The organism is Shewanella sp. 10N.286.48.B5, from assembly GCF_002874355.2.
GTDB lineage: Bacteria > Pseudomonadota > Gammaproteobacteria > Enterobacterales > Shewanellaceae > Shewanella.
Map to the genome: position 1 here is coordinate 904,651 of NZ_MCVG02000001.1, position 20,871 is coordinate 925,521.

Below are 20,871 nucleotides of genomic sequence, written 5' to 3' on the forward strand. Positions count from 1 at the left end.
TCGATTCAGACGACTATCTTCATATAATTCCAATGGGCGGTTTACCGCCCTTGTGTTTTTTTAGCAAAGACTTGATTATCAGTACTTGAAAATATTTTTCATCCCTATTTTGCTTATTCCTTAATTTGAGATTAACTATGAGCTTTATTGATCGTTCAATTAATAAAATTTCCCAAAAAACTCATCAATTAGTTCATCGCTCAACCGATCGGCATGTTCGTTTAGCCGTGACCGGTTTATCAGGGGCGGGTAAAACTGCCTTTATAACAGGGCTGGTTAATCAAATGCTCCATGCTGGGCTGCAATCAGAAAAAAGCCAAACTCAAAACCCATTGCCTTTGTGGCAAGTGTGCCGTGAAAATCGTTTGATAGGCATTAAACGCGCCATGCAACCTGATTTAGCCATTGCCAGTTTTGACTATAAAGGAGCGATGACATCATTAACCCAGTCGCCTGCAACTTGGCCTGCATCAACCCGTAATATCTCTGAGTTAAGGCTAGCGATTAAATATCGTCCTCAAAAGGGCATATTGGCAAAACTTGCTGATACTGCCACCTTGTATGTGGATATTGTTGATTACCCAGGTGAGTGGTTATTGGATTTACCAATGATGAAGCAAAACTTCATCCAGTGGTGTGAGTCACAAATTGACGTTAAGCACCGATTAGCTGCCTCAAGCTATTATCCGCAGTTTGTTAGTGTATTAGCTAACATCAATTTATCAGAAACTGCTGATGAGCATAAGTTAAAGCAGATTGCAGACTTGTACCAAACATTACTGGTCGACTTGGTTAACAACCAAGGCTTTTATCTTGCACAGCCTGGTCGAATGCTATTACCTGGAGAGTTTGCCGATACCCCTTTATTGGCCTTTTTCCCACTCATAAATCTCAGTAATGATGAATTAGCCAATTTAGAAAACGCTGCGGACTCTAGCTATTACCAAGTGCTAAAGCGTCGCTATGAAGAGTATGTTTCAGTGGTGGTTAAGCCGTTTTATCGGGATTATTTTGCTAGTTTTGATCGTCAATTGGTGCTGGTGGATTGCTTTAATGGCCTAAACAGCGGTAAAGCACAATTTGAGGATATGGGTAATGCACTCAATAGTATTGTCGAAAGCTTTCATTTTGGACAATCGAGTTTATTAAGGCGTTTGTTCTCACCTAAAATTGATAAGTTACTGTTTGCCGCCAGTAAGGTTGACAGGGTTACTCGTGATCAGCAGAGCCATGTATTAAGTTTATTGACCGATATGCTAAAACACAGTCAGCACTTTGCTAACTATGAAGGCTGCGAAGTCGAAACGATGGCCATTAGCGCCATCAAAGCCACACAGCATGGCATGGTATCAACAACCAGTGGCGAGCAAGAAGTGGTCAGAGGCATAGATAAAAATCAGCAAATGCTCACCATATTTCCAGGCGAAGTGCCTCAGCGGTTACCCCAAGATAGCTTTTGGGACAAGCAAGGCTTTAATTTCGTGTCTTTTAACCCGCCTCGATTACCACAATCATCGATGTCCGACCCTCGTTTTGAGCATATTCGCTTAGATCATCTTTTACAGTTTTTGCTGGGGGATAAGTTGCAATAATATGAGTAACAATAATAGCAAGAGAACAGAGTTTGAAGACGCTCAACTTAAGCAGCAGCAAGTGTTTGATACTGAAACGCTTGATTCGGGTAAGGATCAAGACGTTAAAGGGTCACAATCATTTACCGATGTCGAGTTTATTTGTGAAACTAATTTAGCAAAACTCCCTGAAACCATCGATGAACTCGAGTCCATCGATAAGCTCGGCGCTAAGCCTAAAAAAATCTCAATGCTTGCCAAGTTATCATTGTTAGCTTTGATACTGGTGGTTATCGTTCAAACCATACAAGGGCTGCAAACTGCCTACCTTCAAAGCCCGTGGCTATTTGGTTTTTACGTGACAATGGCGGGGTTCATCATGGCGTGGGCTGGGGCAATAACCCTGTCAGAGTGGAAAAAACTGATAAAGCTTAAACATGTGGCCGATACCCAAGCCACAGGCGAGCGTTTAGCGTTAAGTATGCAGCGCGGTGAAGCCAGTAAGTTCATCAGCCCCTTATTGCAAAAATACCCAGATACCGAAGGTAAAAAGCAATATTTAGCCATTAATAGCGTTGAACATAATGACGCTGAAATGGTGATGCTATTTGATGAATTAGTCTTGTCTGAACGCGATGAAAAAGCCAAAAAAATTGTAAGTCGCTTTGCGGCGGAGTCGGCACTACTGTTAGCGGCGAGTCCTTTAGCAGTATTAGATATGGCGATTATTTTATGGCGTAATCAGCGCATGGTTAATGTTATTGCAGATGTATATGGCATTGAATTAGGCTATTGGAGCAGGATTAAACTGATAAAAAGTATCGTACTAAATATTGTTTATGCTGGCACCACTGAAGTGGTAACAGATTTAGGCACCCAGTTATTATCGGTTGAAATGACCGGAAAGTTATCAGCACGTTTAGCCCAAGGTTTAGGCGGAGGTTTATTAACTGCGCGACTTGGTTATCAAGCCATGAGCTTATGTCGGCCGCTAAGTTTTAAAGCGCAAAATCGCCCTAAATTGAGCCAAGTGCATCAGCAGTTGTTAGGCGAACTAAAAAGCTTTTCTGCGAGTGTAATGAAAATAAATAAAAATAAGCAAAAACAAACAGTAGAAAAATAATCTTACTTATTTTTTGCAAAAAATAAATTGTTTACTACAGTTTTATTTTAGCGATAAATGCCCTGTTTTTAATAGATCATTTTCTTGTTGAATAGGGTGTAACGCTGACAAATACCGACCATGGATAGGGAAGTTGGTCGGGTTATTAAATAGGACTTTAAGGAGTTAACAATGAAACATCCATTACTCATGGGCGTCATGCTCACCTGCGCGTTATCAGCAGCAAGTATCAGTTTGGCTGTCGCCAAAGACACCACTAAACCAGCAGCACTCACTTCAGCTGAAATGTCTAAAACCACAGCCGTGAAAAGTAGCAATACAAAGATGGCTAAGGTGAATATTAATAAAGCGACAGCAGAGCAGTTACAAGCCCTCAATGGTGTTGGTGAAGCCAAGGCAAAAGCCATTGTGGAATATCGAAATAAATATGGTAAGTTCAAAAATGTCCAGCAATTAACCCAAGTTGCCGGTATAGGTGAAAAGCTGGTTGAGAAAAATGCTAAAGCGATAAGTTTGTAATTTATCAATTGACGACTTGGTATTAAAAAAGGGAGCTTTCGCTCCCTTTTTCAGTTTACAGATTCAATGGATGGTTACTGAGCGGTAAGTTGCTGACCGTTGACTTCAAAAGAATCTTCACCCATTAAATATAAGTAGGTTGGCATGATATCTTGTGCGGTTTTTAATGTTTGTGGATCTTCACCTGGGTAAGCTTTTGCGCGCATTTCAGTGCGGGTTGCACCAGGGTTAATACTATTTACACGCAGGCTAGTGCCTTCACATTCATGGGCAAGTACTTGCATCATGCCCTCAGTCGCAAATTTAGAGAACGCATAAGGTCCCCAATAAGCTCGTCCTTGACGACCAACACCGCTAGAAGTGAAGACAATAGATGCTGATGGTGCGCTGCGCATTATCGGTAATAAGGCTTTAGTTAAGATTACTTGGGCGGTGACGTTCACTTTCATTACATCTTCAAGTGATTCAAGGTCGATATGTTCAAACGGCCCTAATGCGCCAAGTAAACTGGCATTATGCAGTAATCCATCTAAATGACCGAATTGCTCAGCGATAGTTTCGGCCATATCTTGATAGTTTTGCTCTGTGGCACCTTTTAAATCTAATGGCACAATAGCAGGTTTGGGATAACCAGCTTGTACTATTTCATCATAAACCGTTTCAAGTTTTTTAACTGTTTTACCTAGCAAAATAACGGTCGCGCCGTGTTTTGCGTAGTTTATCGCCGCAGTGCGACCAATACCTGCGCCAGCGCCGGTAACCAGGATTGTTTTATTTTTTAGTAAATCTTTTTTAGCTTGGTATTCCAACATGATTCAATTTTTCCTTGGACTGTAAAAGCATGTCAAATCTCGTTTCGAACAAAAAGTAAACGAACGTTTTAAACAATTGACTTATATTTGTTAGTGAATAGTATGTTTCTTTGTAACAAATTTGTGGCTAACTCTATAATTTTACGTTAACTTGAGATGAGTTAAGGGCAAAAATATGTCCTTATGGTCATGCGTTTACGCTATTGTGACCAATTTTTGGGGAAATTAAAATTATTACAACAAGATTTGGGGAAAAAAGATGAAAAGACTCATATTGGGTGTTGCTATTGCATCTGCTCTTGGGCTTAGCGGCTGTAGTGAAGATAGTTCTAACGAAGCAAAAGATAATGTAGAAACGCTAATTCCATTCTCTCAAGTGGTATTTGACCCTGCTGCAGGTGATGTGCCATTACCAAATGACCTTTTATTTAACGGAACACTTGATGGAACGCTAGCTATACCAGGTGAAGACGGTATTGATTATGTTGATCCATCGCTTGCTTTGGGGGCATTAGATGGCTGGTCAACTTCATCACCAATTTCGCTTAGTGTTGATTTAGCAACAGACTCTGATGGTGCAATGCTCACCCTTGATGAAGCCTCTGTTTCTCAACCTGGTGCAGTAAGATTATTTGAAGCCACTGTTGGCGGCGCTTTATCATCTGATCCTGAATGTAGCGATGCGCCCTCTGTATCAGCATGTAAAGTGGGTGATGAACTGCAATTTGGTGTTGATTTTGTGGCATTAGCTTCAGGTAATAAAATTGCAATCGTGCCTTTAAAACCGCTTAAAGCTAATCAATCTTATATTTACGCTACCACCACATTAGTTCAAGACTCTGCAGGCCGCGCCGTTGAACCATCGAGCACATATAATTTATTAAAACTAGATATCGACACTAAGCCTCTTGAAACACCTGATCAATTATTCCTTCAAGGTTTAGTTAATAGTTATGAAAAGGGCTTAGCAGCAGAGCATGGTGTTGATGCTGAAACTATTTCATATTCTGGTTTGTTTACCACCCAATCGGTTGCAGATGTATATGAAACCAGCAAATTATTGATGGCTGGAGATCCTAATTATCAGCCATCATTTGTACAATTACCGACTCCAGCAGGTTACACTGTTGCACAAGCTGCAGGTCTCACACCTGAAGATGGTGCTGCTTTTGTGGTATCTGATTTAGCAGATGTTTATACCGCTACAATTCAACTACCTTTTTACGGGAACTGTTCATCGGTTACTTGTGACTTTCCAATAGTTGATGGTGTGCCTAGTGCACCAAATGGTCGTTGGTTTGCGAAAGGTGATAGCCCTGTATCAGTTTTATTAGCGCTCCAATCTGGGACAATGAGCCAAGCTAACTTTGGCCAACAAGCGGTTGCACAAGGTGTTGACCCTGTGGCGGCATTGCAAAATCCAGCATTAATGGCAGGTAAAACCTGGTTGTTAGATGCTGATGCAGACGGTAATAGGGCTGATGCTGATCCAACGAAGCATTTAACCAAATTTAATCCTATACCCGAATTAATGAGAATGGAAACTGTACCTGTATTAATTGCATTACCAAATGCCGCTAAAGTTGCTGCTTTTCAAGCATCTCAAGGTTCAACCTTTACACCTCCGTCAAACGGGTGGCCAACGAATATTGCCTTACATGGTTTAGGTGGAGGTAAAGAAATGGCACTAGCTTATGCCGGTTCTTATGCAGCTTTAGGTATTGCGACAATTGCTATTGATATGCCTCTACATGGTGCACGTTCTTATGGGGATGACGGAACTGGTTCATATATTATTTCAGCATCTGATCCTTCTTACGGGAAAGTAATTGGACAACCTGACGCTTTCAAATACGGAAATCCATTAGTATTCGTTAACATCGCAAGCACGCTAACGGTTAGAGATAATTTCCGCCAAGCAACTATGGATCATTTGGCGCTACGTTTATTATTGACTGGTTTATATACGACTATCGCAGGTGCAGAGGGTCAATTAGGACCACAAGTATTTGATATCAGCAAGATCAGTGCTCAAGGCTTAAGCCTAGGTGGCATTGTTGGTACTACTGTTTCAACTTACGCATCAACAGGTTTAGTCAACCCTACTGACGGCAGTGCATTGCCAAATGCTTATGCTATTAATGCCGCATCTTTGGTTGCTCCTTCTGGTGGCTTAGCCGGTTCATTTGCCGGTTCTGCGACTTTTGGTCCTGTATTATTTGATACTGTTACAGCAACTGATGATTTTATGGATTTGGTTGATGAAGCTAATGTGGGTGATTTTGAACCTGGAACACCTGAGTACGCTGCGTTAGTGCAAGCTGTATATGCTGAGTTTATTCCAACATTTGCCTTTGCTGTGCAAACGGCGGTTGATTCAGCTGACCCAATTAACCATGCGTCAATGTTAGCTGATACACAACTACCGGTTCATTTAATTGAAGTTGTAGGTGATGGTGCGGGTAACTTATCTGACCGAGTATTACCTAATCAGGTTGAAGGCTTCCCATTATCAGGAACAGAGCCGTTAATTGCAGCGATGGGCTTAGATTGTGTAAGTTCAAATAATGCAGGTTCTGGTGCAGTTCGCTTTAGTAAAGGTCATCACAGTTCAATTGTGAGCCCTGCTGAAATTGATGGTGTGACTGATGGTATGGCTGGCGCAGCGACAGTGGAAATGCAAACTCAAGTTGCCGGATTTGCTAAGTCAGCAGGTCAAGGTGAGGCTTATATTTTGGTTAATAACGACGAAGTGCTTCAAGAATGTAACTAAGCTGAATTAATTTATTCTTTCGGTTAAAAACCCAGCAACTGCTGGGTTTTTTATTGTCTACAGTGCTTAACTTCCTGCTAAGATAACCCTAATTATCTTTTTCCATCTGGAGTGAATTTTGGAGTTTTTATCAGAGTACGGCATGTTTCTAGCGAAAGCCGTCACGATTGTTGTAGCAATTCTTGCCGTTGTTATTGTTGTTCTAGCAAGCAGTATTAAACATAAAACTGAAAAGGGTGAGTTAAAGCTTACAGATGTTACTGATGAGCTTAAGGAACTTGAGAAAGAATTAAAGCAAGAGCTGCTGTCTAAAAAGCAATTTAAAGCTTATGAGAAAAAACTAAAAGCTGATGAAAAAGCAGATGAAAAAGAAGACACGCCAAAATCAAAAGTGTTTGTTATCGATTTTAAAGGCAGTATTGATGCAGGTGAAGTCGCCTCATTAAGAGAAGAAATTACTGCGGTATTAACCGTTGCTGATGAAAACGATCAAGTGTTAGTGAATGTTGAAAGCGGCGGCGGAATGGTGCACGGCTATGGTTTAGCCTCTAGCCAGTTAGACCGCTTGAAGCAAGCCAATATCCCACTGACTATCTGTATTGATAAAGTGGCAGCCAGTGGCGGTTATATGATGGCCTGTGTTGCGAACAAAATTGTTGCCGCGCCATTTGCGATTGTGGGTTCAATTGGTGTTGTAGCCCAGTTACCTAATTTCAGTCGTTTATTGAAAAAGCATGATATTGATTATGAGCAACACACAGCAGGTAACTTCAAACGTACATTAACGGTATTTGGTGAAAACACAGACGAAGGTCGTGAAAAGTTCCAGGAAGAACTTGAAGAAACCCATGTGTTATTTAAAGAGTTTGTCAGTAAGTATCGTCCTGATATGGATATTGAAAAAGTCGCTACCGGTGAGCATTGGTACGGTCAACAAGCCATCGAGTTAGGCTTAGTTGATGCTATTTCTACCAGTGATGATGTGGTGCTTGAGTTAGCCAAAAAACACCAAGTCATTAAAATTAAATATCAAATGAAAAAGAAACTGGCTGATAAAATTGCCCATGGCGCTTCTTTATCGGTTGATAGTGTATTAAACCGTTTGATGGAGCGTGATAACGCTGTTAAATAAGCCATTTAGAATAGGGTATCGATGCAAAGAGAATTAGGCTACAAGGCAAATATGATGGTAGGGGATCAATGTTACCCTGCCTTTGAACTACGGAATTTGCTTAACTTTATTGAACTGCATCTTGGCGACGTTGTCGCTACTGATATCTATTTAAAAATTGGCTTAGGGCCGCAAGAACTCAACGCCATGCAGTTTGTTTATGTATGGCAGGTTGAGTATGCCATGGAAGTGTTAAGAACGACCTCGCCAGATCCTGAAATTGGCGCTCGATTGGGCGCCAGTTATCAAATTGCCAGTCTTGATGTGTTACTGCCTTTCTTTGATAAATTTACCACCTTAAATCAATGCCTACTGTTTGTGATCAAAAACCCTGATTTAGCAGGCAGCTTTGCCGATACCGTTATTCGTTTTGATGAGACGACATTATGGGTAAGGTGGCTTAATACTGGTAAAGTTGAAGCCCAAAAGTTTGCTTTTCAATTTCAGCACAGTGTTTGCGCGTTATTAGGCGCCGCAAGGCAGTTAGTAGCTTCACCTGTGGTTATTGATGAAATTCATCTGGCAGAGCCTCAATGTAATACTGAGTTTTTAAGTGAAGAAACTGGCGCAACAATTGTGTTTGATTGTGATTTTTATGAGTGGGGCATTGATATCGCTTTACTCAACACACCGTTAAGTTATCAATTTGACCAAGTGGCATTAGCTGCAGCAACGCCCAATAATGTGTCATTTATCGATCTGCTGCTAACTGACATTCGCTTAGATATGCCTAAACCGCCTAAGCTTGAACAATTGGCAGAAAAACACCATATGAGCGCCCGAAGTTTACGCCGAAAATTATCTGCAGCGGGTACCAGTTACCAAAAGCTTGTTGATCAAGTGCGCTGCCAAGCGGCGATTAATTTAATTCTAGCTAATGAATTGGGAGCAGAAGACATTGCTGAATCGCTCGGTTATGGCGATGTTAGCCATTTCAGACAGAGCTTTAAGCATTGGCTTGGCTATCCACCCGGTCACTTCTTAAAGCTTAATCTTGTCAGTTAACAGTCTTTAGTTTTCCTATTTCATTGCTTAATCATTCATTATTTAACGGTGCACTCTGCTACAGCTAATTTAACTGCACGTTGCAATGGTGATAGCCATGTCATCAATCCAGCGTTTAATTAAATCAGCGCCTTCAATGTGGGTCATTTCTCGGCCAATGGGCGGCATTCTATCTTTAGGGCTTAACAGTGTTTGTCGATAATGCACAATAGAGCGCTCGCCATTGCCAGGAACAATGTCATAAGCAAGCCCATTAGGGCCGCCATCCCAACCTGGTGGCTGCTTACAAACGCCATACTCAAATGAAGTATGATCAATATGATACTCAAGTCTGAGGCCTGAAATGCTGGCAAAGCCCTCTGCGCTATGACAATGGGCGCAATTCACATCGAGGTAGCCTTTAGCGCGGCTGGTTAATTCTGCTGTTTCATCATTAATGGCAAAAGATTGTGCAACGCTGTTAAACGCGGGTAAGTTTATTAACTGGCCTTGCTGTGCCCACTGAGTCAGTTGATTAATGGGGGTGTTGTTACTGTCTGTTATTTGGCGGTTTAATAAATGGGCTTTAAGTCCAATAGGCTTTATGTTGCTGCTTCCTTGCTCATTAACTTGATGGCAAATTTTACATTCAGCTTTGCTGGGAATGTGATAATCAAAACTAATCGATTCGCCCTGATTATTCATGGTGTGGGCCACATTCGCGCCAGCGATAACAAGTTTAGCTTGGCCTTGAAGCCATTGGTAGGCTAATGCTGTCCAGCCCGTTTCTCGATGGATTAATAGCCGTGTTTCGATTAATTTCTCATTATCTGCGCCACTATTTTGGGTATCAAAAGGTAACGCAAAGCTTTTAACTAATACACTACCAACGGGTAATTCGAATTGGCTTTGGGCTTGAAAGCTGATTGCTTGATTATCAGGTAAAAAAACAAACCGATATTTACTGGCGTAATTGGAAAATAACTCAGTAGATAGTTGGTAAAGCATACCTGGGCTTCGTGGTGATTCAGTTGGTTTGCTTGGGTCGATAAACAAGCTGTAATCCGCTAGATTGTCACAATCTGCGCTCATTAATGCGGGCCAATTCACTTCGCTATTGTTTTGTAAACATAGCTCATCTGGCGCTGTCTCGGGATCCTCTGGTACTGCTACAGGTGGCGTTGGCGTATCAAGGATATTGTTATCGTTATTATTCTCTTTTGAGTCAGAGCCGCCGCAGGCTATTAGCGACAAACATAAACTAATAACAAGTATTTGATGGGCTTTAAAAACAAACATTGATGACATCCTTGTATGAATAGAATGTACGATGAAAAAGCCGAGTTTCCCCAGCTTATTTGGTTTGATATAACCCGTGTTTACATTACATGGGTTAAAGCTTACTTAGGAGCATGATGCTGCAGGTAATCGCTTAATCCACTCGTTGATGAGTGCAACACCTTCATCATGGGACAAGCTACGGCCAATTTCAGGCATACGATCGCCAGGTTCATTGGTTTCCATACGGAAATGTAAGATTGACTCTTCAGGATTACCCGGAACCACATCAAAACCTAAGCTGCCGCCGCCATAAGCAACAGGTGACTTACAAGTACCATGAGAAAATCCTGCATCTTCATCATAACTGCGCCAGTACTCAAGCTTTAAGCCTGTGTTAGAGGCATTACCTTCAGGTCGATGACAATGGGCACAGTTAATATCTAAGTAGCCTTTAGCAACGGCCATAAGCTCAGTATCCGACATAGAATCAATATTTGCTTCATCGCCATCTTGGAATTTTGGCACCATAGGGACAGTGTCTAATTCTGGCACGCCTTGTAAAATACCTGCCGCTTGCCATTTCGCGAGTTGATTCATTGCTCCATCAGCATATGGGTAAGTTTTATTAAGGTGACGAGCTTTAGGTCCAATGGGCATAAATACCGCATTACTGTCTTCATCGGCTTTAAATTGATGACATTGCTTACATTGATTCATGCTGGGTACGACGTAATCAAATGCCAATTCAGCGCCTTTGTGAGTAATGGTTTTTCCTTGAATCGCGCCCGCTTTAGCAATAACAGCATCGGATTTATCGGCTTTCCAAACATAAGGCAGCGCTGTCCAGCCAGTGTCACGATGGATCAGTAATCGTGTTTCAATTAAATCCTCGTTTGCAAATCCACGATTATTAGTGTTTGTTGGTAAAGAGAAGGTTTTACTGATCACTGTGCCTACAGGGAAGTCGAATGATTCATTTTCGCTGTAGTCGGCGATAGTGCCATCAGGTAAATACACAAAGCGATATTTACTGGCATGATCGGTAAATAATGGCGTATTAAGATCATAAGGTAAGCCACCCGAGTTTGGCCCATCGGTTGGATTAGCCATATCTGCAAATAGATTATAATCAGACAGGTTAGGGCAGTTAGCTTTTAGTAGTGCATCCCAGCTGACATTATCACCACTGGCTTCACATAAGGCTAAATCACCATCGCCTTCAAGGCCGCCTTCACCTTCACCAATAGAGCCACCGCCACCGATTAAAGTGCCGCCATCACAACCTGCGGTATCATCATCAACACCACAGCCAAATATCTCATCACCAAAGGTAACGGTATGAACAGGTAGGCTCACTTGGGCGCAGTTCATTAAGTCCATTTGCGTTTTTTCATAAAGCACATCGGCAATACTGGCATCGGTATTATTATTGGCATATAAACGGCCAATACTTACCTCACCATTATTTTGCGCACACACGTTATCACTGCCATCGGCGGCAAAAGGTAACTCCTGTAAACCTAAATAGGCCGCGGTGCCGTTGTTAGAGAACATCTCACCTAAACCATCATATAAAATCCCCGGTAATGCGCCGTGGGTTAATACATAAGCGGTGATGATATCTTTAATTAAATAGCCTTTTGGCTTAGTGCCATAATCGCTTATCACGTTGTCATGAATGGAGATATTACGCGGTGTTGGACGCCAGCCATCATCAATAGCTTGGCCTGGTTGACCATAATTACCCACAAAAGTACTGATATCGGGCTCAGCAATAAAGAAGCTCGAAATAGTTAAGCCAACCGTGTCGTGGTTTGTAATTTCATTATTAAAAATTTCTACATCGTCAGTGGATAACACAATCACCCCAGTTCCGGGTGGCACAATATGTACCCCTGCTGGGTTTGATGATGCGTTAGCAAAGTTCAAGGTATTATTATCGTAAACTTTGTTATTAAAAATACGTACGCTTGAACCATATCTATGGTTATTAATCGGTAAATCGAAGACTAAAATACCGCCGGTATTACCCATGGCCTCGTTATCGTAAACGTCGGCATATTTAGAGTTTTCAATTTCAATGCCGGCGACGTTTTCTTTAGCGATATTGCGGCGCACTACAATATATTGGGATTGGCCAACGTAAATACCGGCATCAGCACTACCGCGAACATAGGTATCTTCAATAAGAATGTTTTCACACTCTACAGGATACAAACCATAAGCACCGTTGCCTTCATCAAGTTCGCCTTCCCAAATGGTTGCCAATCTTCTTAAAATAATGCCATTGGTATTTTTGAGTTTAATACCGTTATTTTTGGCTTCGTTAACGGATAAGTCTTGAATAATAATGTTCATGGCATTTTGAACAAAAATACCATCACCCGAATTGGCCTCAGAAAAATCCAACACGGTTTCATCTTGGCCGTAACCCATAATGGTAATATTTTTGGCAAAACTGCCGTCGCCGTCTACATCACCATCAAACAGTAAGGTTGATTCTATTTTGAAGTTACCTTTGGGTAATACGATAACGTCATTACTTTGGGCGTTGATTAATGCTTCTTGAATACTGATAGTGAGGTTATCACCCGCTTCGACCATGATGGCACCTTCAGGGAAGGTGGGACCGGTTTCTGCTGGTGGTTGAACAACGGGTGGGGTTTCGGTGATCTGTGAATCGTTATCATCTGAGCCGCAGCCCGCTAAACTGATTGTGACAGCTGTTGCTACAAGTGTAGGTACCAGCCAAGGCTTTGTCTTGTTGAACATAGCATCTCCTGCTTTTTATTATTTATGTCCTACTCCAGCGTTATACGCCCCAAAGGAGTGGATACGATTTATTCGTATGTTGTTCAACATGCCTTGGAGGACACTTGTTAATCAATGTGAAATCTGGCCACATTTATTTAACAAGTTTTTTTGATGTATCTTGCACAAGGAAGGATGATAAAAAAGGAGCAATAAAAAACGGCAGCTAGGCTGCCGTTTATGGGGAGAATAGAGTTAATTATGCTTTATAGCTAAGGTGTTGATGGAAGCCTACAGTTAAATCGATGTGCTCTTTATCAAAGTCGATGTCACTGATAAACTTACGCATCGCATCTTCAACTTGGTTCATAAAGCGGCCATAACCACCATCAGCAATATCACTATCACCCGCAACAATGACAAAGCGTATTGCTTCAGTAATGACATTTCCATCCCAATGACAGATAGGCTCAGCATCTGTGGCACTAGGGTCAAAACCGATCATTTGAAATTCAGCGGTACTTTGTAAATCTTCAAACTTACTATTACGTACTAAAGGTACTTTACCATTAGCAACCACGGCTAATTTATTCAGTTGTTTTGAGCGAGCAGCGTCAATAAATTTTTGGCAAACCTTTTGGTAACTATCGCTAAAATCATTGCGGTTTTCTGCAAGTAGCTGATTTTTAATTCGGCGACCAACAGGCATAGTGATCTGAACGTAAGAAAGTGCACTGACATCTTCTGGTAATGGGCAGTCACGATGCTGGTAGCGGCTATTAAGCGCTCTTAGCTTATAACCGTAGGTTTCTTTATGACCTTTATTTTTGGCAAATAGATCATAAGAAATATGCTGGTGATCGCGTATTTTGGTTGCCAGCTTCTGAGTGGGTAACTGTGGCATTAATGCCTCAGTAAACTCACGAATACGAGCATGAAAGTTTGCTGCTTTGCTGCGAATTTCATCACCCGTTGCTAAAAAGACCACTTTAAGTTTTTTAGCGCGATAATCAGGAATCATGTGTAAACGGTTTGCTTCATGATGCACCGGGTTATAGAAAAATCGTAACTGCTCTTGGGTTGAAAAACAGTAAACCTCATTATGAAAACGGACAACAGGGAGTTTATCTGTCGCAACAACATGGACATTATAAAGTTCAAATTTATCCGCGGTTTGAAAAACTAACTTAGAAAACTCTTGGTAGCAGTTTTCTAACGTTTCATAATGAGCGATAAACTCATCGGTAAGTGGGAAACCAACGGTAATATATTGATTTTTTCTGGTCGTAGTAGGTAGGTAAACTTTCTTTTGCCGACTGATAGCCATGAGATTTCCTTGTAGTCATAAACAAAATACCAAACCTTATTGCTCAAAAACTGTCATTAAGGATTAGTATTTTAGAACGTTTGAACAAAGTTATTTGTGTATCATTCTAAATCCTAAACCTTAAAATAAAATTACTATTTTAGGCTTTTGTTCTCATTTTTGACTAAATGTTTTAACCTCTGTTACTTTTTTACTGCATCGATGATCCATGGACTCATCCATTGCGTAATTTTAGGCTGGGCATCCTCATTAGGGTGAATGCCATCTCGTTGCATTAAGTCAGGGTTAGGAGCGATTTCCAGCATAAAAAATGGGATCAGTTCAATATCATAATCACTGGCCAATTGATGATAAACATCATTAAACATTTTAGTATATCGAGGACCATAATTTGGCGGCACCATGATTTCAGTAAGTAACACATCGGCGCCACTTTGTTGAGATAACTCAATCATTTTTGTAAGATTTGATTTCAGCTGTTTTGGGGGGAACCCACGTAGACCATCATTACCACCAAGCTCAATAACAACAAGGTCAACAGGGCTCGAAGCCAGTAGATCTGGTAGTCTACGTAATCCGCCAGCTGTGGTTTCACCGCTGACAGAGCCATTAATAATTTGGTATTCGGGCAGGTCATTACGTAACAATTGTACCCAACCTTGCTCTTCCGACATGCCATAACCTGCACTTAGACTATCGCCAAGGATTAAAACCGTGGCAGCATAGCTAGGTGTCGATGTTAACAACGCGGATGTGACCAGTGTTGAAAACGACACTGCAGATACCACAACTAAGATGAAAGCCGCATTAAGCAGGCGTTTCGCCGGTAATAATAAGAAGGATCGTATGTCTACTAATTTTGCAAATAATTCCAGTGCCATTAATGTAACTAACCTCAATAAAACAGTGGTGACCCAAGAGGGGGAGCTCACTATCCTCAACGGCATTAATATGGATGTCAAGCAGGGAGACAGTATTGCTATTCTTGGGCCTTCTGGATCTGGCAAGTCAACCTTACTGGGTTTACTGGCTGCGCTTGATACGCCAACATCGGGTGAGATCTATCTTGATGGCCAAGCATTATCGGGCCTGAATGAAGAGCAAAAAGCCGCCTTGAGAAAACAAAAGGTCAGTTTTATTTTCCAATCTTTTATGTTGGTCGATACCCTTACCGCACTTGAAAATGTCATGCTGCCAGCGGAGCTTGCTGGTGTCAGCAATGCTAAAGAAAAGGCCCAAAGCATGCTGGGCAGAGTGGGGCTTTCCCATCGTTTGACCCATCTTCCTAAGCAATTATCGGGCGGCGAACAACAACGTGTGGCTATTGCTAGAGCCTTCATTTGCGAGCCTAAAGTGTTATTTGCTGATGAACCTACCGGAAATTTAGACAGTGTAAACGGCGATAAAATTGCTGATATGTTGTTTGCCTTAAACCAAGAAAGTGATACCACGCTGGTGTTAGTGACCCATGATCTTGAATTGGCTAAACGCTGCAAACGTCAACTGGTGATGGAAAATGGTCATTTGTCTGAACCTGCGATAACGGCTGCAAACACTAACTCGACGCTTGAAAACGTCACCGAGGAGGCCAGCTAATGGAGTTACAATTAGCGTGGCGTCTGTTTAAAAGAGAATTAATGCAAGGCCAGCTAGTACTAATTGTATTGGCGATAACCTTGGCTGTGTTATCGGTCAGTGGTCTTGCTCGAGTGAGTGAGCGATTACAAGTTGCCATTAATGGTGAGGCGGCTAATTTTATCGCCGCTGATCGCATTATTGATTCACCTGTTAAAATTGATGACAAGGTATTGGCGATAGCAGAGTCATTATCGGTTAACTATGTCACCAATATGAAGTTTAACTCCATGGTTTACTCGGGTGACAAATTTCAACTGGTGACCATAAAAGCTGTTGCTGATGGTTATCCACTGCGGGGCGAAATAGAGCTATCATCAGGCGCGACTCAAGCACTGCCCGCTAAAGGTGAGGCGTGGTATGAAAATCGCTTAGGGGGGTTACTGAATTACCCCAAAACCCTTGAACTGGGTAATATAGAGCTTAATTTAAGCGCTGAGATTAGTCGTTTACCCGATGCAGGCTTTAATCCTTTTGCATCATCACCAGTACTTTTAATGCGTCTTGATGATGTTGACTCAACAGGCATTATCCAACCAGGTAGTCGAGTCAGTTATATTTATCAATTTGCTGGCGATGCAGCGCAATTAACCAAGTTTGAAAACCAAGTTAAACCGCTATTAAATAATAGTCAGCGCTGGGTAGACGTTCAAAGTGGTGATTCACCGATTGCCTCTGCGGTAAAACGTGCCGAACGCTTTTTATTGCTGGCAAGCTTGTTAGGTATTGCCCTTGCGTGTGCAGCCATTGGTATTGCCGCTCAGCGCTATTGTCAGCGTCATTATGATGTGGTGGCGATGCTTAAAACCTTTGGCGCTTCAGCTAAGCAAATCCGCAGCTTGTTTGGGTTGCACCTCATGTTGGTAACGGCATTAGGTATTGTCTTAGGTTTAATCGGTGGTGTGCTACTGGATATTGGTATTACCCAGTTTTTACCTGCTGAAATAGCGGCTTATTCTCCGCCTTATAGCCGACCAATTCTTCTGGGTGTCAGTACCGGGCTCATCAGTGCATTTATGTTTTCTGCCTATCCATTGATGCGCTTGTTAGCTATTCCACCATTACGGGTATTACAGCGTCAATTAGAAGGCTTACAGCTGGGCATGTGGCTGCATTTGTTGCTGAGTTTAGGGGCGATGGCGCTACTGGGCTACTTATATTCACGCAGTATTGAACTTACCATGACTGTGGTGTTGGCTGTATTGTTATTGGGAGTGCTGCTTAGCGTGCTGGGCTTTGTGATGATCCGCCTTGGTCACAGCGTTGGCATGAAAACCACCAACCCATTTCAGTTAGCATTAGCGGGTCTGCGCCGCAGAGCTAGACAAAATGCAGTGCAGTTGGTTGGGTTTAGCAGCGCATTAGTGCTTTTACTGACCATTTTGGCGTTACGACAAGACTTACTCAATGAATGGCAAAAACAATTACCTGAAAATGCGCCTAACTATTTTCTGGTCAATATCGCCCCAGAAGATGCTAAGCCATTAGATGACTTCTTAGATACTAACAAAATTATCGCGACCGATATTTACCCTGTGATCCGTGGTCGCTTAACTCATATTAATGATGAAGAGTTGATCTCGCGAGATGAAGAAAAGTCTGGCATAGAAGGGCGAGTCGGTATTTCAAGAGAGTTAAATCTGACTTATCGTGACGCCTTGCCGCCTAACAACGACATCACTGAAGGCACATTTAATCAAGCAGATGATGAGGTGTCGGTCGAGTCAGGTGTAGCAGAGCGCTTAGGCTTAGCCCTTAACGATACCATGACCTTTACTATGGATAATCGGGCGGTTACCGTTAAAGTGACCAGCTTTAGACAAGTACAGTGGGAAACCTTGCAACCTAATTTCTTTATGATATTTAGGCCTAAAGCCTTAGAAGGTTTTTCGTATACTTCTATGGCGAGCTTTCATTTAAATGATGAAGACTTGAAACAAGCGGGCAGTTCGCTAACTGCAAATGCCGTGGTATTGCAGTTAATTCAGCAGTTTCCGACCATATCAGTTATTGATGTTGGCGCTATGGTGCAACAACTTAGACAAATTATTGACCAAGTGTCATTGTCATTAACTTTAGTATTAGCACTCGTTTTACTGGCAAGTGCACTAGTGTTGATTGCGCAAACTGAAGCAGGAATGGCTACTCGCCAACGAGAACTTGCGGTGCTGCGTACATTTGGTGCTTCTGGCTGGTTGCTGCGTTCAGCAACTGGGCTCGAGTTTGCCATTTTAGGGGCTATTGCAGGTATTTTAGCGGTAATCGTTGCTGAATTTGCCTTGTATATGCTTAAAACACAAGTGTTTGAACTGGTGGTGTATATGCATTGGCCGTGGTGGGCAATCGCCCCTGTAGCAGGCGCTGCAGTGGTATCCTTCTTAGGCATGTGGCGCTGCAGACAGTTACTTAATCGCTCCTGCGGTGAGTTACTTAAAGCAGGTTAATAACGCTTGATGAGCAATTAATAGCACTTATATAAATAGGTATTAGTTTAAATAGGGAGTTTAACTCCCTATTTTTATGCCTTATTACTAATCAAAAGGAGTTTGAAGCATGTTTGCGGTGATATTTAAAGCAACGGTTGGACAACAAGATAAGCATTATTCAGATACTGTTGCCGTGATGAGGGACCTAGCGTTTAACCATTATAATTGCATCGATTTTATTGCAGTATCAGAAGGGGATAAGGAAATCGCGATTTCATATTGGCATTCAGAGGCTGATATTCAAGCTTGGCATCAAGATTCAAAACATGCCGTGGCGCAAAAGTTAGGTCAAGATAAGTGGTACCGCGCTTACAGCGTTGAAGTTGTCGAAATTAAAAGGCAATATTCCTTCGATAATCAATAGTTGTTAACTTACTTTCTCCAGCTTCTTACTGCTAATAGTTAAATCATTTAATTATCAAAGTGAGTAAATTTTATAACCTGCTGTTATTTAAAATTTGCTATGCTATCAAAACTAAAGATTAGCAGAGCGCGCCATCTGCACTTGCTGCTTGAATAACAAAGGTAACACTTTGATGATTAATCAAAAATGGTTAACGACCTTCTTAAAATTGGCTGAAGTAGGCCACTTTACTCAAACTGCTGAGCAGTTGTTTATGACTCAACCGGGTGTGAGTCAGCATGTGCAGAAATTAGAAAAGCAGTTGAACGTAAAGTTAATCGAACGCTTTGGTAAGCGCTTTGAATTAACGTCGGCCGGTATGCAGTTACAGCAATATGGCCAATCTCTAGTTAAGGAACAGCAGCAATTATTAACCGATTTACAGCTTGATTCAGAACATGTGGGTGAGTGCCGCTTTGCTTGTTCAGGTTCATTAGCCTCATTGTTATATCCGCACTTTATTGATTATCAAATCAAACATCAGCAGCTGAATGTTTCAATCGAAGCTGGACCCAATAGAAGGATAATAGAGTTATTAACCAATAACGATATTGATATTGGCATTGTGACCCAGCTTGTTTCCGACCCTGAACTTGAAGTGTTAGCCATAGGCTATGAGCACCTTTGTCTTGTGGTGCCGAAAAGTGAATCAAAAACGGTAATAAATTATGATGAGTTAATGGCGTTGGGCATGGTTGCTCACCCAGATGCGATGCATAATTGGCAGCAAGTGGTGGCTAATAACTATAAAGATAAACAAGCAATAGAGGTTCGGGTTGTCAGTTATGTTAATCAACTTAACCAAATTTTGTTGCCAGTTTCAAAAGGCCTAGGTTTTACTGTGTTACCTGAGTTTGCAGTAAAAAGCTTTAGTGATGTAGCGGCAATATCGATTGCTAAACTTGATAAGCAGGTAAAAGAGCCCTTGTACATGATTTATAAAAAACATCGACCTTTACCAAAACGTTACCAGTGGTTTATGGATAAAACCACTGAGCTGGTTAACAGTAAATAGTGTTCTTGAAGACCACAATAATCAGAACTGCACATATCCAAGTGATTAGGCATTAAAAATTGAATCTAACGCTGGGTCAATATGGGTATATTTAAAGTTAAAGCCTGACGCCAATGTACGTTTGGGCAATACAAATTGCCCTTCAACAATTAAGTCTGCCATTTCGCCCATGGCTAACCGTAATGCTAATACAGGTGTCGGGATTTTAGCTGGGCGCTTTAAGGTAAAGCCTAATGATTGAGCAAATTGCTTGTGATTAACAGGATTCGGTGCCGTAGCATTGAAAATACCCTTAGCATCGTTAGAGTTAATTAAGTGTTCAATCAAATGGGTTAGGTCATCAATGTGGATCCAGCTAAGCCCATGGGTGCCTTTACCAATCGGGCCGCCCAAGCCTAATTTAAACGGTGGCAACATTTTTGCTAATGCACCGCCATTTTTACCTAATACAATGCCAATTCTGAGCACACAGACTCGGGTGTTTTCTGACTGGGCTTTTAAGGCTAAGTGTTCCCACTCACTACAAACCTGATGGCTAAACTCATCATGGGCTTGGCTATGCTCATCAACAGGCTCTTGGCCTTGGCGACCATAAAAGCCGATGGCAGAGGCGCTAATAAAACTTGCTGGTGGGGTAGTGCTTTGTTGGATCAGCTGGGCCAGTCTGGCGGTTATATTCCAGCGACTGTCGCAAATACGTTGCTTTTGTTGTTGGCTCCAGCGTTTGCCGACAATGGGCTCTCCAGCTAGATTTATCACGCTATCAAATTCATTGAGATTGTCTAAGGTATCAAGGCCTGATAAGTAATGATGTTTATTACCCAGCACGGCTTCAGCATGCTCAATATTACGGCTAACAATAGTAAGCTTATGTTCTTCTTGCAGTAAATGTACTAATTGTTGGCCAACAAATCCTGTTGCCCCAGTTATTAAAATCTTCATAAAGTCTCACCATTCATTTTGCCAACATAAGTAATAATACGTGCTAGCTTAGCGTTTCGATCAGTGTTTAGTGACTTG

The 20,871-nt window shown here is 41.7% G+C and carries 16 protein-coding genes; 10 read left to right on the plus strand and 6 right to left on the minus strand.

Annotation, left to right across the window (positions count from 1 at the left end; translation table 11 throughout):
* Positions 1 to 137: 137 nt before the first annotated feature.
* The 3 genes from BCU57_RS03935 (at position 138) to BCU57_RS03945 (ending at position 3,213) form a co-directional block, all read left to right on the plus strand.
* A complete protein-coding gene (locus tag BCU57_RS03935) occupies positions 138 to 1,592 on the plus strand; it encodes a YcjX family protein (protein WP_102440533.1) in 1,455 nt (484 codons plus the stop codon).
* A 1-nt stretch (position 1,593) separates the two neighbouring features.
* Positions 1,594 to 2,694 (plus strand): TIGR01620 family protein, encoded by a 1,101-nt coding sequence (locus BCU57_RS03940; RefSeq protein WP_102440534.1) that lies wholly within the window; start codon positions 1,594 to 1,596, stop codon positions 2,692 to 2,694.
* 171 nt (positions 2,695 to 2,865) lie between these two features.
* A complete protein-coding gene (locus BCU57_RS03945; protein WP_076536941.1) occupies positions 2,866 to 3,213 on the plus strand; it encodes a ComEA family DNA-binding protein in 348 nt (115 codons plus the stop codon).
* 74 nt (positions 3,214 to 3,287) lie between these two features.
* Here the strand turns inward: BCU57_RS03945 and BCU57_RS03950 are convergent, their stop codons facing one another.
* On the minus strand, positions 3,288 to 4,025 hold the full coding sequence (locus BCU57_RS03950; RefSeq protein WP_102440535.1) for a YciK family oxidoreductase: 738 nt from the start codon (positions 4,023 to 4,025) through the stop codon (positions 3,288 to 3,290).
* Positions 4,026 to 4,284: 259 nt separating this feature from the next.
* On the opposite strand from BCU57_RS03950, the gene BCU57_RS03955 reads away from it, so the two are divergent.
* The 3 genes from BCU57_RS03955 (at position 4,285) to BCU57_RS03965 (ending at position 8,974) form a co-directional block, all read left to right on the plus strand.
* Positions 4,285 to 6,798 (plus strand): VolA/Pla-1 family phospholipase, encoded by a 2,514-nt coding sequence (locus BCU57_RS03955; protein WP_102440536.1) that lies wholly within the window; start codon positions 4,285 to 4,287, stop codon positions 6,796 to 6,798.
* Between the two features lie 118 nt (positions 6,799 to 6,916).
* Entirely contained in the window at positions 6,917 to 7,930 is a 1,014-nt protein-coding gene (gene sohB / locus BCU57_RS03960) for a protease SohB (RefSeq protein WP_102440537.1), read from the plus strand.
* Between the two features lie 21 nt (positions 7,931 to 7,951).
* Positions 7,952 to 8,974, plus strand: coding sequence for an AraC family transcriptional regulator (locus BCU57_RS03965; protein ID WP_102440538.1), 1,023 nt, complete (start codon positions 7,952 to 7,954; stop codon positions 8,972 to 8,974).
* Positions 8,975 to 9,043: 69 nt separating this feature from the next.
* Here BCU57_RS03965 and BCU57_RS03970 read toward each other — a convergent pair whose 3' ends face one another.
* The 4 genes from BCU57_RS03970 to BCU57_RS03985 all read right to left on the minus strand — a co-directional run bounded on the left by BCU57_RS03970 (position 9,044) and on the right by BCU57_RS03985 (position 15,073).
* Positions 9,044 to 10,252, minus strand: a complete 1,209-nt coding sequence (locus tag BCU57_RS03970; RefSeq protein ID WP_102440539.1) for an SO2930 family diheme c-type cytochrome — start codon at positions 10,250 to 10,252, stop codon at positions 9,044 to 9,046.
* Positions 10,253 to 10,357: 105 nt separating this feature from the next.
* The gene (locus tag BCU57_RS03975; protein ID WP_102440540.1) at positions 10,358 to 13,006 is read right to left on the minus strand and encodes a parallel beta-helix domain-containing protein; all 2,649 of its coding nucleotides are present in this window, start codon (positions 13,004 to 13,006) and stop codon (positions 10,358 to 10,360) included.
* Positions 13,007 to 13,244: 238 nt separating this feature from the next.
* Positions 13,245 to 14,312, minus strand: coding sequence for a DUF3083 family protein (locus BCU57_RS03980; protein WP_102440541.1), 1,068 nt, complete (start codon positions 14,310 to 14,312; stop codon positions 13,245 to 13,247).
* Between the two features lie 182 nt (positions 14,313 to 14,494).
* Positions 14,495 to 15,073 (minus strand): arylesterase, encoded by a 579-nt coding sequence (locus BCU57_RS03985; protein WP_241904094.1) that lies wholly within the window; start codon positions 15,071 to 15,073, stop codon positions 14,495 to 14,497.
* Between the two features lie 85 nt (positions 15,074 to 15,158).
* Between BCU57_RS03985 and BCU57_RS03990 the strand changes: the two genes are divergently transcribed.
* From BCU57_RS03990 to BCU57_RS04005, 4 genes are all read left to right on the plus strand, one after another.
* Positions 15,159 to 15,908 (plus strand): ABC transporter ATP-binding protein, encoded by a 750-nt coding sequence (locus BCU57_RS03990; RefSeq protein ID WP_102440543.1) that lies wholly within the window; start codon positions 15,159 to 15,161, stop codon positions 15,906 to 15,908.
* On the plus strand, positions 15,908 to 18,391 hold the full coding sequence (locus tag BCU57_RS03995; RefSeq protein WP_102440544.1) for an ABC transporter permease: 2,484 nt from the start codon (positions 15,908 to 15,910) through the stop codon (positions 18,389 to 18,391). Before BCU57_RS03990 ends, BCU57_RS03995 begins: the two co-directional genes overlap by 1 nt.
* Before the next feature lie 109 nt (positions 18,392 to 18,500).
* Positions 18,501 to 18,797, plus strand: coding sequence for an antibiotic biosynthesis monooxygenase family protein (locus BCU57_RS04000; protein WP_102440545.1), 297 nt, complete (start codon positions 18,501 to 18,503; stop codon positions 18,795 to 18,797).
* Positions 18,798 to 18,969: 172 nt separating this feature from the next.
* Complete coding sequence (locus BCU57_RS04005; RefSeq protein WP_102440546.1) at positions 18,970 to 19,851, plus strand: LysR family transcriptional regulator; 882 nt, start codon at positions 18,970 to 18,972, stop codon at positions 19,849 to 19,851.
* A 45-nt stretch (positions 19,852 to 19,896) separates the two neighbouring features.
* On the opposite strand, the gene BCU57_RS04010 is transcribed toward BCU57_RS04005, so the two are convergent.
* Positions 19,897 to 20,793: a TIGR01777 family oxidoreductase gene (locus BCU57_RS04010; protein WP_102440547.1), complete on the minus strand. Its 897-nt coding sequence runs from the start codon at positions 20,791 to 20,793 to the stop codon at positions 19,897 to 19,899.
* Positions 20,794 to 20,871 lie beyond the last annotated feature (78 nt).